The sequence below is a fragment of the Burkholderia sp. MBR-1 genome, from assembly GCF_013822785.1.
In the GTDB taxonomy this organism is placed as follows: Bacteria; Pseudomonadota; Gammaproteobacteria; order Burkholderiales; family Burkholderiaceae; genus Burkholderia; species Burkholderia vietnamiensis.
On sequence record NZ_CP053610.1, the window covers coordinates 890,068 to 904,192 of the forward strand.

The 14,125-nt window shown below is 67.2% G+C and carries 14 protein-coding genes and 1 pseudogene; 10 read left to right on the top strand and 5 right to left on the bottom strand.

Features of this window, described 5'->3' with window-relative positions:
• Positions 1 to 169: 169 nt before the first annotated feature.
• The 5 genes from MBR110_RS18755 to MBR110_RS18775 form a co-directional block, all read right to left on the bottom strand.
• Positions 170 to 1,057: an ABC transporter permease gene (locus MBR110_RS18755; RefSeq protein ID WP_175899078.1), complete on the bottom strand. Its 888-nt coding sequence runs from the start codon at positions 1,055 to 1,057 to the stop codon at positions 170 to 172.
• Entirely contained in the window at positions 1,054 to 2,049 is a 996-nt protein-coding gene (locus MBR110_RS18760; protein WP_059464110.1) for an ABC transporter ATP-binding protein, read from the bottom strand. The genes MBR110_RS18755 and MBR110_RS18760 overlap by 4 nt, the downstream gene beginning before the upstream one ends.
• A 73-nt stretch (positions 2,050 to 2,122) precedes the next feature.
• Positions 2,123 to 3,178, bottom strand: coding sequence for an ABC transporter substrate-binding protein (locus MBR110_RS18765; protein WP_059559674.1), 1,056 nt, complete (start codon positions 3,176 to 3,178; stop codon positions 2,123 to 2,125).
• 43 nt (positions 3,179 to 3,221) lie between these two features.
• Complete coding sequence (locus tag MBR110_RS18770) at positions 3,222 to 4,151, bottom strand: TauD/TfdA dioxygenase family protein (RefSeq protein ID WP_034195078.1); 930 nt, start codon at positions 4,149 to 4,151, stop codon at positions 3,222 to 3,224.
• Positions 4,148 to 4,432: a hypothetical protein gene (locus tag MBR110_RS18775; protein ID WP_124259677.1), complete on the bottom strand. Its 285-nt coding sequence runs from the start codon at positions 4,430 to 4,432 to the stop codon at positions 4,148 to 4,150. The genes MBR110_RS18770 and MBR110_RS18775 overlap by 4 nt, the downstream gene beginning before the upstream one ends.
• Positions 4,433 to 4,656: 224 nt before the next feature.
• Here MBR110_RS18775 and MBR110_RS18780 point away from each other — a divergent pair, with 224 nt between their 5' ends.
• The 10 genes and pseudogenes from MBR110_RS18780 (at position 4,657) to MBR110_RS18825 (ending at position 14,092) form a co-directional block, all read left to right on the top strand.
• On the top strand, positions 4,657 to 4,860 hold the full coding sequence (locus MBR110_RS18780; RefSeq protein ID WP_006485974.1) for a cold-shock protein: 204 nt from the start codon (positions 4,657 to 4,659) through the stop codon (positions 4,858 to 4,860).
• 269 nt (positions 4,861 to 5,129) lie between these two features.
• A complete protein-coding gene (locus MBR110_RS18785; protein ID WP_011882255.1) occupies positions 5,130 to 5,354 on the top strand; it encodes a hypothetical protein in 225 nt (74 codons plus the stop codon).
• A gap of 183 nt (positions 5,355 to 5,537) precedes the next feature.
• Positions 5,538 to 6,115, top strand: a pseudogene (locus MBR110_RS18790) (zinc-binding dehydrogenase); the annotation flags it as partial.
• A 520-nt stretch (positions 6,116 to 6,635) separates the two neighbouring features.
• The gene (locus MBR110_RS18795) at positions 6,636 to 7,781 is read left to right on the top strand and encodes a porin (protein ID WP_226102887.1); all 1,146 of its coding nucleotides are present in this window, start codon (positions 6,636 to 6,638) and stop codon (positions 7,779 to 7,781) included.
• 623 nt (positions 7,782 to 8,404) lie between these two features.
• On the top strand, positions 8,405 to 8,557 hold the full coding sequence (locus MBR110_RS18800; protein WP_014724861.1) for a hypothetical protein: 153 nt from the start codon (positions 8,405 to 8,407) through the stop codon (positions 8,555 to 8,557).
• 536 nt (positions 8,558 to 9,093) lie between these two features.
• On the top strand, positions 9,094 to 10,647 hold the full coding sequence (locus MBR110_RS18805) for a sensor domain-containing diguanylate cyclase (protein WP_011882260.1): 1,554 nt from the start codon (positions 9,094 to 9,096) through the stop codon (positions 10,645 to 10,647).
• A gap of 246 nt (positions 10,648 to 10,893) precedes the next feature.
• Positions 10,894 to 11,169 (top strand): hypothetical protein, encoded by a 276-nt coding sequence (locus MBR110_RS18810; RefSeq protein ID WP_011882261.1) that lies wholly within the window; start codon positions 10,894 to 10,896, stop codon positions 11,167 to 11,169.
• A 207-nt stretch (positions 11,170 to 11,376) separates the two neighbouring features.
• The gene (locus MBR110_RS18815; RefSeq protein ID WP_034195080.1) at positions 11,377 to 12,411 is read left to right on the top strand and encodes a succinylglutamate desuccinylase/aspartoacylase family protein; all 1,035 of its coding nucleotides are present in this window, start codon (positions 11,377 to 11,379) and stop codon (positions 12,409 to 12,411) included.
• A 65-nt stretch (positions 12,412 to 12,476) separates the two neighbouring features.
• Positions 12,477 to 13,160 carry a hypothetical protein gene (locus MBR110_RS18820; protein WP_014724859.1) on the top strand — a complete coding sequence of 228 codons (684 nt, stop codon included), beginning with the start codon at positions 12,477 to 12,479 and terminating at the stop codon, positions 13,158 to 13,160.
• A 371-nt stretch (positions 13,161 to 13,531) separates the two neighbouring features.
• A complete protein-coding gene (locus tag MBR110_RS18825; protein WP_014724858.1) occupies positions 13,532 to 14,092 on the top strand; it encodes a GNAT family N-acetyltransferase in 561 nt (186 codons plus the stop codon).
• Positions 14,093 to 14,125: the final 33 nt, after the last annotated feature.

Here is a 14,125-nt window from a genome sequence, read left to right on the forward strand (position 1 = left end):
TACGTCGCTGCCGATTTCGCCGCCGGACTTCAGAATGCATGACCCGACGCCGTCGTCGCCGTTTCGGGCAAGCCGATGTGGCCAGCTCGGCCGTGTTGTCGGTAACCGACACGGTTCCCAACCATGCGTTGACGCCGGCGCAGCGAATGCCCGCTCGGATCGATGCGTATCAGTGCGCGATGCCCCAGCGGCGCACCGTCACGCGCTCGAGCGTATCGAAGACGAGATGCTCGACGAGCAGCCCGATCACGATGACGGCCGCGAGACCCGCGAATACGCGGTCGGTATACAGCTCGTTGCGGTTCTGGAAGATGTACCAGCCGAGCCCGCCCTGCCCGGCGCTCGCACCGAACACGAGTTCCGCCGCGATCAGCGTGCGCCATGCGAAAGCCCAGCCGACGCGCAACCCGGACAGGATCGACGGCAGCGCGGCCGGCACGAGGATCAGCGCGATCTGCCGCAGGCCGCTGAGCCCATAGTTGCGCCCGGCCATCTTCAGCGTGGCCGGCACACCGGCGAAGCCCGTATACATACTGAGCGCGAGCGGCCACAGCACCGCGTGCACGAGCACGAACAGCAGGCTGCCGGTGCCGAGCCCGAACCACAGCAACGCAATCGGCAGCAACGCGATCGACGGCAGCGGATTGAACATCGACGTGAGCATCGACAGCACATCGCGACCGACGCGCGTCGACACCGCGAGCGACGTCAGCACGAACGCGAACAGGACGCCGAGCGCATAGCCGCGCAACAGCACCGACATCGAGATGGCCGTCTTCCCCAGCAGTTCGCCCGACGCGATGCCTTGCACGAACGCAACGAGCGTCGCGCCGAAGGTCGGTACGAGCAAATCGTTCGCGACGATGCGCGCGACGGTTTCCCATACGGCGATCAGCACCAGCGCGATCACCGCGCGGCGAAAGCCGCTCGCACCGGCGATACGGCGCAACAGGGGCGCGGGCGCCGCACGCGCGGCTTCGGGCAGCGCGTCGAGCGTGCGCACGTATTCGGCACGAACGGGCGGCAACGGCGGCAGGACAGGATCGATCGTGGTCATGATGCAGTGGCCTCCGTGGTCGATGCGGCGTGCGTTTCGCCCAACGCGTCGGCATCGAACAGCAGATGATGAATGCGGGCGACGCTCGCGCGGAAGTCGCCGCTACCGACGCTGTCGAACGAATGCTCGTCGCTGTTGAGCTCGGCGCGCACGCGTCCCGGATGCGGCGACAGCAGCAGGATCCGGTTGCCGACCACGAGCGCCTCCTCGATCGAATGCGTGACGAACAGCAGCGTGAAGCGGAATTCGTCCCAGAGGCGCAGCAGTTCTTCCTGCATCTTGCGCCGCGTGAGCGCGTCGAGCGCGGCGAACGGTTCGTCCATCAGCAGCACGCGCGGTTGCATCGCCAACGCACGCGCGATCGCGACGCGCTGTTTCATGCCGCCGGACAGCGTATGCGGATAGGCATCGGCGAACGCGGCGAGCCCGACCTTGTCGAGATAGTGCAGCGCACGCTCGCGTGCTTCGGCCCGCGACAGCTTCGCGGCAGCACGCAACGGAAACGCGACGTTCTCGACGACCGTCTTCCACGGCGGCAACTGGTCGAATTCCTGGAACACGACGATGCGATCGGGGCCCGGGCCGTGCACGGGCCGGCCGTCGAGCGCGATCGAACCCGAGACGGGCTCGATGAAGCCCGCGATCGCCTTCAGCAACGTGGATTTTCCGCAGCCGGACGGGCCGAGCAGCACGAAACGGTCGCCGCCGTACACGTCGAAGCTGACTTGATGGGTCGCGCGCACGATGCGTGCGCCCGCCCGGTATTCGAGGCTCACGCGCTCGATCGCCAGCAGGCGCTCGCTGGACGCGCCGGCCGCTGCGGCCTGAGGCGCGGACGCGTCGCGCGCGTCGGTGACGGGATGGACGGCCGATGCGGCCGCACCGCGCATCGCGTACGGCGGCAAGCCGATCGACGGAGAAGTGGCGTTCACGATGGAAACTCTCGCGGGTAAATCATCAACATACGGCGGTGTGGCGCACGGCCCAACCAACGATTGCGCATATCGAAACCGCGCAGCCGCATAAGCGGCGATCGCGACGCGGCAGCGTCGGCTCGGCGCCGGATCAACTACCGCCGGCCGTCGCCGGATCGTCGAAGAAGTAATCGCGCCACGATTTCGGCTCGTTGCGGATCGCGCCGGTGCGATACATGAACTGCGCGAGCTTCAGCGTGTTCTCGGGAGCCGTCTTGAACTGCACCTGTGGATTGCGCAGGATCTTCACCAACAACGCGCGATCGATCTTCGAACCGTTCACGCGAAGGTACGTGTCGGCCGCGCGCTCGGGGTCGGCTGCGATCTGGCGCGCGGCGTCGGCGAGCGCCGCGACGAACGCGCGATACGTCTTCGGATTGGCGTCGCGGAATTGCTCCGTTGCATACAGCACCGTCGCGGAACTCGGGCCGCCGAGCACATCGTAGGAATTGAGCACGATGTGCACCTTCGGATTGCCGGCGAGCTCCTGATCCTGGAACGGCGGGTTGCCGAAGTGCCCGGTGATCACATTGCTGTTCGCCAGGATCGCGGCCGTTGCATCCGGGTGCGGGATCGCCTGCGTCAGCGCATCGAGACGATCGAACTGCTTGTCGCCCCACTGCTTCGCGGCCGCGTACTGCAGCACGCGCGACTGCACCGACACGCCGACGGCCGGCACCGCGATACGGTCCTTGGCGCTCAAGTCGGCGATCGTCTTCACGTTCGGATTGGTGCTGACCAGGTAGTACGGGAAATTGCCGAGCGAGGCGACGCCCTTCACGTTTTGCCGCCCGCGCGTGCGGTCCCATACGGTCAACAGCGGCCCGACGCCTGCACCGGCGATATCGACTGCGCCCGACAGCAGCGCGTCGTTCACGGCCGCGCCGCCCGACAGCCGCACCCAGTCGACCTTGATGTCGACGCCGGCCTTGCGGCCCTCCTTCTCGATCAGTTGCTGGTCGCGCGCGACGTTCAGCATCAGGTAGACCACGCCGAACTGCTCGGCGATGCGGATGCGGCCTTCCGCGTGTGCGGGGCGCGGCGTGCCGGCGACCACGAACGCCAGCGCGGCGGTGAGCGTGACGGCCAAGGCGCGGCGCGCAGAACGGGTCGTGCGGCGCAGGGCCGGCGAAACAGGAAACGACATCGGAACTCCAGCAGAAACGAGGCGTCGGGACGAAACGTGGCGCTCAGAACGGCGCGTCGCCTTCGATCGTCGTGCGGTACAGCTTGCGGCGCAGATGGTCCGGCGTGCCGGCCGCGAGATGCATCAGCGAGCGGTTGTCCCAGAACACGAGGTCGTGATCGCGCCACCGATGGCGATACAGGTGCTCGTCCCGCACGCTGTGCGCGAACAGTTCGTCGAGCAATGCGCGGCTTTCGTCGGCGGGCAGGTCGACGATGCGTGTCGTGAAATGCTCGCTCACGAACAGCGCCTTGCGGCCCGTCTCCGGATGCGTGCGCACGATCGGGTGCACCACCGCTTCGACTTGCGCAAGCTGCTCTGCCGACAGCACGGGCCGCCACCGGTTGCGTGCCTGCAGCTCCGCATAGCGCGCGAGATACGTATGTTCGGCGCGCCGCCCTTCGACCGCGCGACGCAGGTGCGCCGGCAGCGTATCCCATGCGAGATGCATGTTGGCGAACAGCGTGTCGCCGCCTTCGGCCGGCAGTTCCTGCGCATGCAGCAGCGAGCCGAGGCTCGGTTTTTCCTTGTACGACAGATCGGAGTGCCAGAAATGGCCGGCGTCGCCGAGCCCGATCGGCTTGCCGTTCTCGACGATGTTCGACACGATCAGCACTTCCGGATGCCCGGCCAGCGCGAATTGGTGCAGCACGTGGATCTGCAGCGGGCCGAAGCGGCGGCTGAACGCGATGTGCTGTTCCGGCGTGATGCGCTGGTCGCGAAACACCAGCACGTGATGGTCGAGATGCGCGCGATGGATGCGTGTGAAAGCGGCCGCGTCCAGCGGTTGCGACAGGTCGATCCCGACGACTTCTGCGCCGACCGGCGCATCGAGCGGGATGATGTCGAACCGCTGCGCGGCGGCCTCGAACGACGGTGCAGGCTGATGGCCGACGCGCGCCGCTGTTGCGGCGTGGATGGCGGGAGTCGTCACGATAGCGCCCCTGATTCGATGAAAAGGCGAATCTTCGAGCCCATGCCGGACGGCGTCAACGAAGCGATTTCGATACGTTTATCTGCCGCAGCGATAAGGATCGGCGCTCGGGCGGCGGGCCTGTCGGACGAGGAAATCAGGTCATGCGGCCGACTGTCGGATGTCGGCGCGCGTCGATATGCAGCGATCGTGCGACGCACGCCTTCGGTGTGCTCTCGGTTGAAAGGACGGCCGAGGGTCGAAGCGTTTGTCGCTCCGCCGACGCGTGCGCGATGCGACATGCCACATCGCGTCGCAGCGAAAACGGACGGCCCGGCGACACAGTTACAAGATAAGCGTTGACTCAAGCATTCGCGGCGGTTAGTGTACGCACCGAAGTCCAAGAAGTCCGATTGCTGTTCATCAATGTCTCGCCCCTCAGCGGTATTCGTTGTCCTCTCTCTCCTTGACGCTTCAAACGCTCTACAACAGGGCAAATCTCCTATTTACTGCTCAAGGATTCATCATGGATACCGGTATCGTCAAATGGTTCAACGACAGCAAAGGCTTCGGCTTCATCACCCCGGACAATGGCGGTGACGACCTGTTCGCTCACTTCTCCGAAATCCGCGCCGACGGCTTCAAAACGCTCGCCGAAAATCAAAAAGTGAGCTTCGAAACGAAGCAGGGCCCGAAGGGTCTGCAAGCGGCCAACATCAAGCCGCTGTAAGTCTCAAGCGCCCGACGTCCGGGAACGGACGCGGGGCGCAGCGCCCCTCCACGACACGTCGTCTTCCTGAAGCGTACGCGCTCGGTGCCAGGCTGCGGCCGTTGATTCGGCCGCCTGCCACGCGTCGCATGCGTCGTTGCGTTTCGCGCTTTCGTCGGCCGGCGACTCTCTTTTGCGCGCTCTTATTGCGCCGGATTCAGCTAGTAACGGCCGTAAATCCGCGCCCGTTCAGCACGGCATGCGCGCGCTCGAATATTATTAAAATCAAAATGCAACACAACCAAACACAACAGTACAACGGCTATGCCATCCAGCCTTCGGCGCATCGCTTGCCCGACGGCAGTTATTCATCCAACCTGCTGCTCGAGCCGATCGACAGCCGCTGCGCCGATCGCCGCTACCAGTTCTATTCGCTCGACTACTTCCCGAGCGAACGGCAGGCGCTGCAGCATTCGGCTCGCTGGGCCCGCAACTGGGTCGATACGCGCGGCTGAACGCAACACCGCGCGGGCGTCGTTCGTTCGCGGCGGAACGCGAGACAGCAATCCTCGCTCTACGACTTCGGCCGCGCATGGCGCAGCCAAGCCGCACGCCGCGCCGGCTTGTCGCGACAACACAAGCACGTGGCCCACGCCTTGCTCACGCCGTGGATGCGCAACATTTCCAGGTTGCGACCAGGCCAGATGGCCGTGCGCAGCGCGGTACTGCCAGGCGCGAAACAGGTGGTCGTCATCGATCATGTGCCGAAGCGGCTGGAGATGGCGCGCCAGGGCGGCGCCGTCACGATCGACTTCGACGAGGAAAGCGTCGTCGAGCGCCTGAACGAACTGACCGGCGGCAAGGGGCCGGAGAAATGCATCGATGCGGTCGGGATGGAATCGCACGCGACACGTTCCATCGACGCGCTGTACGACCGCGTGAAGCAGGCCGTCATGCTGGAGACGGATCGTCCGCACGTGCTGCGCGAGATGATCTACGTATGCCGGCCGCCGGCATCCTGTCGATTTCGGGTGTGTACGGCGGCCTGCTCGACAAGATTCAGTTCGGCGCAGCGATGAACAAGGGGCCGACGTTCCGCATGGGCCAGACGCACGTGAATCGCCGGAGCGCCGACCTCCTCTCGCGGATCGAGCGCGGCCAGATCGATCCGTCGTTTGTGATCACCCATTCGGTGCCGCTCGAGCAAGGGCCGGGAATGTACGAGACGTTCCGCGACAAGCGCGACGGGTGCATCAAGGTCGTCATGAAACCTTGAGGCGGTGCGTCGCGGTCGCTGACGACGGCAGCCTGCGCGATCACTGCCGTACCGACGCGCGCAGAGCGATTCCCCCAATCGACATCGTGAAGCCTCGCGCGGCGGTCGTTGCGCGGGTATACCGCATCGAGCTCCCATTGGAGCGACCAGCGCTGCCGCCTCTCAGCGCCCCTTCGATGCGAGCACCCAGCGCGGGTGTCTGCCAGCGCTCTCCCGATGCGAGTCCCCACCGCCCGCGCCCGTCAACACCCCTTCCCGCCCATCGATTCCACCCGATTTCGCAGAAGACCTTTACTGTGCAGCGACTTAATCGACCGTTGCGCGATCTCCAATAATTGCCGCTCGATTCGTCGGCCGGGGGGGCCGACGCGGCCCGCACGGCGGTTCTGCCGCGCTAATGATAAATATTCCTATGCATTCCACGACCAAACGAAAGGCCCGCGCTCGCATCGCCGCGCTGCAATCCACCCAACGCGCGCGCCGCGCGGGCACGGCCGCGGGGACGGCCGTCGTCGCCTGCATGGCCGGCTTCCTTCCGGCCGCCGCCAACGCGCAGAGCAGCGTGACGCTGTACGGCCTGATCGACACGTCGATCACCTACGCAACCAGCCAGCGCGCCGGCGGCGCCGGCTCGCACGGCAGCGGCAGCGTCGGGCTGACGAGCGGCGCATTGAACGCATCGCGCTGGGGGCTGCGCGGCCGCGAGGATCTGGGCGGCGGGATGGCCGCGATATTCGCGCTCGAAAACGGCTTCTCCGGTACGAACGGCAAGCTGTCGCAGAAAGGCGTCGACATGTTCGGCCGCCAGGCGTGGGTCGGCCTGAGCTCGCACTCGGCCGGCGCGCTGACGTTCGGCCGCCAGTACGACCTGATCATCGACTTCGTCACGCCGCTCGGCGCATCGGGTCCGGGCTGGGGCGGCAATCTGGCCGTGCATCCGTACGACAACGACGATTCGAACCGCAACCTGCGCATCAACCATGCGGTGAAGTACGTGAGCCCGACGTATCGCGGGCTGAGGTTCGGCGCGATGTACGCGTTCTCCAACGCCGCCGGCCAGTTCTCGAACAACGCCGCGTGGAGCGCGGGCGTGTCGTACGAAAACGGGCCGTTGAAGCTCGGCGCCGGCTACCTGAAGATCAGCCGCGATCGCAATGCGCCGAACCCCGACGGTGCGCTGAGCACGATCGACGGCTCGGCGACGATCACCGGCGGCAACCAGCAGATCTGGGCACTCGCCGGACGCTATTCGTTCGGCCCGCACTCGGTCGGCGCCGCATGGTCGCACTCGGCGACCGACGGCGTGACCGGCGTGATGCAAGGCAGCGGTATCACTCCGTTGAAGGGCGAGTCGCTGGTGTTCGACAACTTCTCGGTCGACGGCCGCTATATGGCGACGTCCGCGTTGAGCCTGTCGGCCGCGTACACGTACACGATGGCGCGTTTCGACACGCGCACCGGCCAGACGCGCCCGAAATGGAATCAGGTCGTCGCGCAAGTCGACTATGCGTTCTCGAAGCGCACCGATGCGTATCTCGAAGGCGTCTATCAAAGCGTCAGCGGCGGCCACGGCAATCACGCGTTCGACGCCACCGTCTGGACGCTGACGCCGTCGGCCAACAGCAACCAGGTGGTCGTCGCGCTGGGGCTGCGCCACAAGTTCTGATGCCGTGCTGCCGCGCGTCATGCGCGGCACTGGAACCTTCCCGCGCTGCCCGTGCCGGGGCGGCCGGGAAGCTGGTCGCACCGCGACATTTTTCCTCGCTACGGGAAAGCCGCTGACGCTCGCCCACGCCGAAGCGTCGTGGGCGCAGAACCGCAGGGCCGATCTCGTCCATCGCCGATCGGCTGGACGCCGCGGCCGACGCGGCGTCTACGTCACCCGCGTTCGACGCCCGATGCGCCTACCACCATCCTCCCCGATCTCCCGCGCGACGCAATCGCCGTCGGCGCACCTGCACGCGCCACGTGCGGCTCGTCAGCCGCGAATACGAGGCGCGCGGCCGGTCATGTGGGTGAAACCGGTCAAGCGTGACGACGCGTGCGCGCCCAGGGAAAGCAATCCGCTCCTCTCCACCCAGGGACGCGCCACCCAAGAACCAGCGCTTGCCCCGATCAATCTCCGATGACCGCAGCCGTGCGCGTGATCGCGCATGCACGATCAGCGCGCTGAACCCGATATGCAAAAAGCATGGAATAAGCGGCGCTCGCGATACGTGTTGCCGTTGCGTTGCGCGCGCTCGTACGAAATGGCTCGTCAAGCGATCTGCGCGGCGAAAGGAGGCTGAGATGAAACCGGCACGAGCGACCGCGGCGCTGATCGCGGTGTTGGCGCTGCTGCTGACGACCGGATGCACGTCGGCGGACGGCGGCGCTGCGCAAGGTTCCGGCATGAGCCGATACGGCGGCGCGGGCGGTACAGGCGGAGGCGGTAGCTACTGAAGCATCGTCGGCCGTTTGCGGGCGGAGCGTCGTGCGCGGGCGCCGCCGTAACGCTGCCGCATCGCGAGCGGCGCCCCGTTCAGCCCACGTCCGCATAAATGCCTTCACGTCGGTCGGTGTGGCGCCGCGGGCGCGCCGCTAGCTGCATACAGATTCCCAGACGACGAGCGAGATCACCGCCGCCGAGCACGCGCGCGACGCTCGGCATCCGCCGCGCGCTTTCCCCGCCCGCGAACCGAAGCGCGGCACGGCCCGCACCCGACATCGTTCGGATATAAGCCCTGGCGCGCCTTCCACATGAAATACTTATTGAAATCCTGATGACGGCCTCGCCGCAGGGCGCGACGACCAGTCGCGAGCCGTCGTCCGGAGCGTCCCACGCGCCATAACCGCGGCGCCGCACCGGGGAATCCGCGAGGCTCGCACGCGCGATGTTTCATGGTAATGTCGTCGCATCCGACTCACCGGTCATCCCACCCTCTGCCGCGCGCCGGCGACCGGTTGGAAACCGCCTCGTGTCCAGGTCAAAAACAACCATGGCAGTCAAGGCCCGCCTGCTGAACGCCGTTCTCTCCACGCCGCCCAGCGGCAATCACCACGTGACGGCTGCGCTGCGCCCGTCGATGCTCGTCACGCTGTTCGAAGACGTCCGCCCAATGGCGTTGTCCGGCATCGCGAGCGGCTTCGTCGCGGCGATCGCCCTGATCCGGCTGCAGCAACTGTGGTGTCTGATCTGGCTGTGCGTCGACGTCGGCCTGCTCGCCGCGCGGCTCGCCATTGCCCGCGCCTATGTCGTGCACGACGCCGCCGGTGAAGGCCGCCCCGAATACTGGGCGCTGCGCTATGCGCCGGTGTCGCTCGCCGCGTGCTTCGTGCTCGGCCTCGGCGTCATGGGCTGCCTCGATTCGCCCGACATCGAACTCGGCACGCTGTCCGTGATGGTCGCGGGGGGCGTGTTCGGCGGGATCGCATCGCGCAATTCGGCGCTGCCGCGGCTCGCGATGACGCAGGTCACGCTCGGCGTCGTGCCGATCGCCATCGGCGCGCTGCTGGTCGAGCGGCCCGGCGCGTGGCTGCTGCTGCCGCCGCTCGCGATCTATCTCGCCGCCATGCGCACGGTCGTGCAACGCCATTACCGCGTGCTGGTCGCGCTGATCGCGGCGCGTCAGCGCAACGCCGAGCTCGTCACGCGCTTCGACGCCGCACTCACCTACATGCCGCACGGCCTGTGCATGATCGACGGCGACAGCCGCGTGATCGTCGCGAACCGGCGCACCGCGCAGCTGTTCGGCTCGCCGCGCGAGATCATGCTCGACACGCCGCTGCCCGACGTGATCGCGGCGCTCGGCGCGAACGCGTCGACCGATTCCGACGGCGCCGGCCTCGCGGCGCAATGCGACGTCTGGCTGAGCCACGACGAGCCGGTGCCGCTCGACATCGAGCTTGCCGACGGCCGCCAGCTCGAGCTCACGCGCCATCGTGTGCCGGACGGCAATGCGGTGATCATCGTCGAGGACGTCACCGCCCGCCGCCAGACCGAGCAGCATATCCGGCACCTCGCGCGACACGATGCGCTGACCGGTTTGCCGAACCGTCACGAACTGCATGCTGCCCTGAAGCGGATGCTCTCGCAGCGGCCGCGCCTGCCGAGTCCCGCGCTCGCGGTCATGTATCTCGACCTGGACGGCTTCAAGTCGATCAACGACCGCTGCGGCCATCAGGCCGGCGACGAAGTGCTGATGCAGGTCGCCGAGCGGCTCGCGCGCGCACTGCCGCCCGGCGCGCTGGCGGCGCGCGTGGGCGGCGACGAGTTCATCGTCGCGCTCGACGACACCACGATGCACGAAAGCTCGCTCCTCGCCACGCGGATCATCGGCCAGATCTCGGCGCCCTACACGCTGTCGATCGGCGTGACCGTCAGCCTCGGGATCAGCATCGGCATCGCCCTCGACGACGGCCACGGCAACCCGGACGAGCTGATCCGGCAGGCCGACAGCGCGCTGTACGACGCGAAGTCGGCCGGCAAGGGCATCTATCGCTTCTATTCGGCAGGCAGCCACCGCCCCATCGCCCCGGCCACCGCGAACTGAACGGTAGCCTGTCCGCGCGTTCGCGCCTATCCCGCGGTTCATTTCTGCAACGCATCGCGCGCCGCCGCGCGCGTGCGCGTGTTTCGCGGCAGCCGCCCGTGTCACGTGACGTGTTCCGTAACATCGCCGGCGCGCGCGCCGCACGTTCGCCGCAGAAGCCTGCACGATCGCGGCCGCACGCGGGTTTTCGAGCTTGGCACCCTTATTGCTCCTTGACTGGAAAACAGAACGTCAGGGAGCCCGCACATGAATACCGTCGAAGTCATCAGCCGCGCAGAAACCGTCGATCGAGTGGACGTGATCGACGGCGCCTCGCTGATTCGGCGGCTCGTTTCCGAGCGCCGCACGCCCGCCGCCCGCGAAGCCGCGTGCGTCGATAATCCGCCGCTGACGCTGTACGGCGCATTTCGCCAGGGCGTTGCCGATCACGCGGCGCGCCGCGCGAATCCGTATCGCGCGGGCAGCCGTTTCTGGGCGCTGTGGGAAGAAGGCCGTATCGAAGCTGAAACAGCCGGCCGTTGACGCGGCCGCCGGTCGAACGGCACGCGCGGCGCGGCTGCGGCCTCGTCCGGCGCGCGTGGGCAGCCCGCTGCGCGTCGATCGGTGATTCACCACTGCAACACGCGGCGCGTGCAGCACGCGCACTGCCGGGCGGCGGCCGATCGAGCCGCCGCCTTGCCACGCGTTTCCCGATAAGATGGCGGATTCCGTTCATCGAACGATGCCGCCATGACCGCTTCCCCGTCCCACCGAAATCCGATCCATTGCGAAATCGACCTCGATTCGCAAGGCAAGCACGCGGGCTATCTGCGCTTGCCGCATTCCGTGCATCGCTCCGCGTATGGCTGGCTGCCGATTCCGATCGCGTCGATCCGCAACGGCGAAGGGCCGGTCGTGCTCGTGATGGCCGGCAACCACGGCGATGAATACGAAGGCCAGATCATCGTGTCGCAGCTGATCCGCGAGATCGAGCCGGAGATGATCAGCGGGCAACTGATCCTGCTGCCGATGGCGAACTTTCCGGCGGCCGAGGCAGGCCAGCGCGTGTCGCCGCTCGACGGCGGCAACCTGAATCGCAGTTTCCCCGGCGACCCGACCGGCACGCCGACGCAGATCATCGCGGACTACATCGAGCATGCGCTGCTGTCGCGCGCGCAGTATCTCGTCGATCTGCACTCGGGCGGCAGCTCGCTGCTGTACCAGGGCGGCAACATGCTCGCCATCGATCCGCTCGATGCCGACGAGGCGGCGAAGCTCCACGGGCTGCTCGTCGCGTTCGGGCTGCCGAACGCGCTGCTGCATGCGCCGAACCCCGTGCATTCGGCGTCGGCCGCGCGCCGGCAGCGCGCGATCTCGATCGTCACCGAACTCGGCGGGGCGGGCATGGCCGATCCGGCGCTGATCCGGCTCGGCCGCCACGGGCTGCTGCACTACCTCGGCTATGTCGGGCTGCTGCACGGCGCACTCGTGCCCGATGCGCCGCCGACCGTCACGCGCTTCCTGCGCGTGGACGGCGATCGCCACTTCGTCTATGCATACGAGCGCGGGCTGTACGAACCGCTCGTCGAGCTCGGCGAGCGCGTGACGGCCGGCCAGCCGGCCGCGTGGGTGCACTTCCCCGATACGCCGCTGCGCGAACCGGTGCTGCATCGCTTCAAAGGCGACGGCGAAGTGGTCTGCAAGCGCGTGCCCGCGCAGGTGCAGCGCGGCGACTGCCTGTTTCAGCTCGCCGAAGCATCGACGCCGCCGACGGTCATCGGCTAGTTCGCCGTTCGCCGCCCCTCATATCGCCGACCGCAACGCCATGCCCAACCTTCCGGGACACGCTCATGGGTGACGCGACCACCGCGCTGATCGACACGAAGATATCGCGCGCGTCGGCGCCGAACGCGGCACGTGCGCTCTACGCACGTCTCGTCGAGGGCGGCGTCATCGTTCCCGAGCTCCGCAGCGGGTTGTCGCTGGGCGCGCCCGCCTTTCCGTTGCGCGCCGACTTCCGCGGGCTGGACGATCTCGAAGGCTGGGGTTCGCCCGAGCGGAAAGTCGATGCCTACAGTCCCGTCGTCACACGCATCACGGCGATTCAGATCGACGTGACCGGTCACGGCTGGCAGACCGGCGCAACGGGCCGGCCGGAACTGGTGGCTTCAGCGGACAATCACGGCCTGTTCATGAATTACGACGGCGGTTTCAGCGTCAATTGCCCGTCCTGCCGAACGGCGATCGAGCTCGGAGCAGACGGCAGCGACGAACTCGGTGAGGCGCTCGACGCGTGGTGCCGAGAACCGGAGTCGGCGCGGCTACGCTGCCCGTCGTGCGATTCGATCACGCCGGTGTCCGAATGGCGCTCGGTAAATTACGAATTCGCGGCCGGCCATCTCGGGATGACGCTCTGGGGCGAACACCTGCTGGGATTGGTCGAGCGTCCGTCGAGCGCAGCGGCCAAACACCTGAAGACGCTGTTTTCGGCGATCGAAGGCGCCGAGCCCGCGGTCGTGTTCTGCAATATCTGAGCGCTGCGCGCCTGATCGCCATCCTTGGTTCGATGCGCATGAGCTGCGAGACAACCGACGCGTGGGCCGCCTGCATCTGCATCACATGCAGGCCGAGCGATCACGGCCGCGCAACACGCACACCCCATGCCCGCTGCAAGCCTTTTGACTTGCGCCGCGAAATCCTTATCGAAATTGCTTCGTTCGCCTTTGCGCGCCGCACCGCTAACGTGTTCGGAACGGCGGCGGCACGCCCGATGCATCGCAGCACGCACTGAGCACTGAGGCCGCCGCCATCACGACAACCGCGTCGCGATAACGGCACTGACCGGACGGGCCGCATGCCCGGCCTTCGAACGGAACGTCCGCATCGCACGCCCCTCGCGATGCCCATGGCCACGAACGACCGCATCATCGACACGACGCCGCTCGACGTCCGCGCTCAGCCGCTGATCGACGCGCTGATCGACGAATACGCGACGCGCTACGACGCGTACCGCCCCGACAGCCGCGCGGCCGCGCGCGACGAACTCGCGCGCTACCCGGCCGATCTGTTCGCGCCGCCCGACGGCGCGTTCGTGCTGCTGCTGCGCGACGGCGAGACGATCGGCGGCGGCGCATTCAAGCGCTACGACGCGCAGACCGCCGAGCTCAAACGCATCTGGACGCGCGCGGACCTGCGCCGCCAGGGGCTCGCACGCGCGATCGTCGACGCGCTCGAACAGCGCGCCGCGCGGCAGGGCTATCGGCGCGTCTACCTCACCACCGGCTTTCGCCAACCCGAGGCGTGGGCGCTGTACGACCGCGCCGGCTATACGCGGCTGTTCGATGCGTCGATCGACCCCGAAGCGTACTTCCATCTGCGCTTCGGCAAGGACCTCGTCGATCCGTCGCGCACGTCGACGCTCGCCGACCTGTGGGCGCCGCTGCCCGAACCGGCCTTACCGCGCTGAACGCGCTGCGTCGTCGCAAGCGTTTCCGACTCC

Bases quoted from the DNA above. Each gene is read 5' to 3' on its own strand.
- MBR110_RS18755 (WP_175899078.1), bottom strand. From the start codon at position 1,057: ATGACCACGATCGATCCTGTCCTGCCGCCGTTGCCGCCCGTTCGTGCC.
- MBR110_RS18765 (WP_059559674.1), bottom strand. From the start codon at position 3,178: ATGTCGTTTCCTGTTTCGCCGGCCCTGCGCCGCACGACCCGTTCTGCG.
- MBR110_RS18775 (WP_124259677.1), bottom strand. From the start codon at position 4,432: ATGTCGCATCGCGCACGCGTCGGCGGAGCGACAAACGCTTCGACCCTC.
- MBR110_RS18780 (WP_006485974.1), top strand. From the start codon at position 4,657: ATGGATACCGGTATCGTCAAATGGTTCAACGACAGCAAAGGCTTCGGC.
- MBR110_RS18785 (WP_011882255.1), top strand. From the start codon at position 5,130: ATGCAACACAACCAAACACAACAGTACAACGGCTATGCCATCCAGCCT.
- MBR110_RS18795 (WP_226102887.1), top strand. From the start codon at position 6,636: ATGGCCGGCTTCCTTCCGGCCGCCGCCAACGCGCAGAGCAGCGTGACG.
- MBR110_RS18800 (WP_014724861.1), top strand. From the start codon at position 8,405: ATGAAACCGGCACGAGCGACCGCGGCGCTGATCGCGGTGTTGGCGCTG.
- MBR110_RS18805 (WP_011882260.1), top strand. From the start codon at position 9,094: ATGGCAGTCAAGGCCCGCCTGCTGAACGCCGTTCTCTCCACGCCGCCC.
- MBR110_RS18810 (WP_011882261.1), top strand. From the start codon at position 10,894: ATGAATACCGTCGAAGTCATCAGCCGCGCAGAAACCGTCGATCGAGTG.
- MBR110_RS18815 (WP_034195080.1), top strand. From the start codon at position 11,377: ATGACCGCTTCCCCGTCCCACCGAAATCCGATCCATTGCGAAATCGAC.
- MBR110_RS18820 (WP_014724859.1), top strand. From the start codon at position 12,477: ATGGGTGACGCGACCACCGCGCTGATCGACACGAAGATATCGCGCGCG.
- MBR110_RS18825 (WP_014724858.1), top strand. From the start codon at position 13,532: ATGGCCACGAACGACCGCATCATCGACACGACGCCGCTCGACGTCCGC.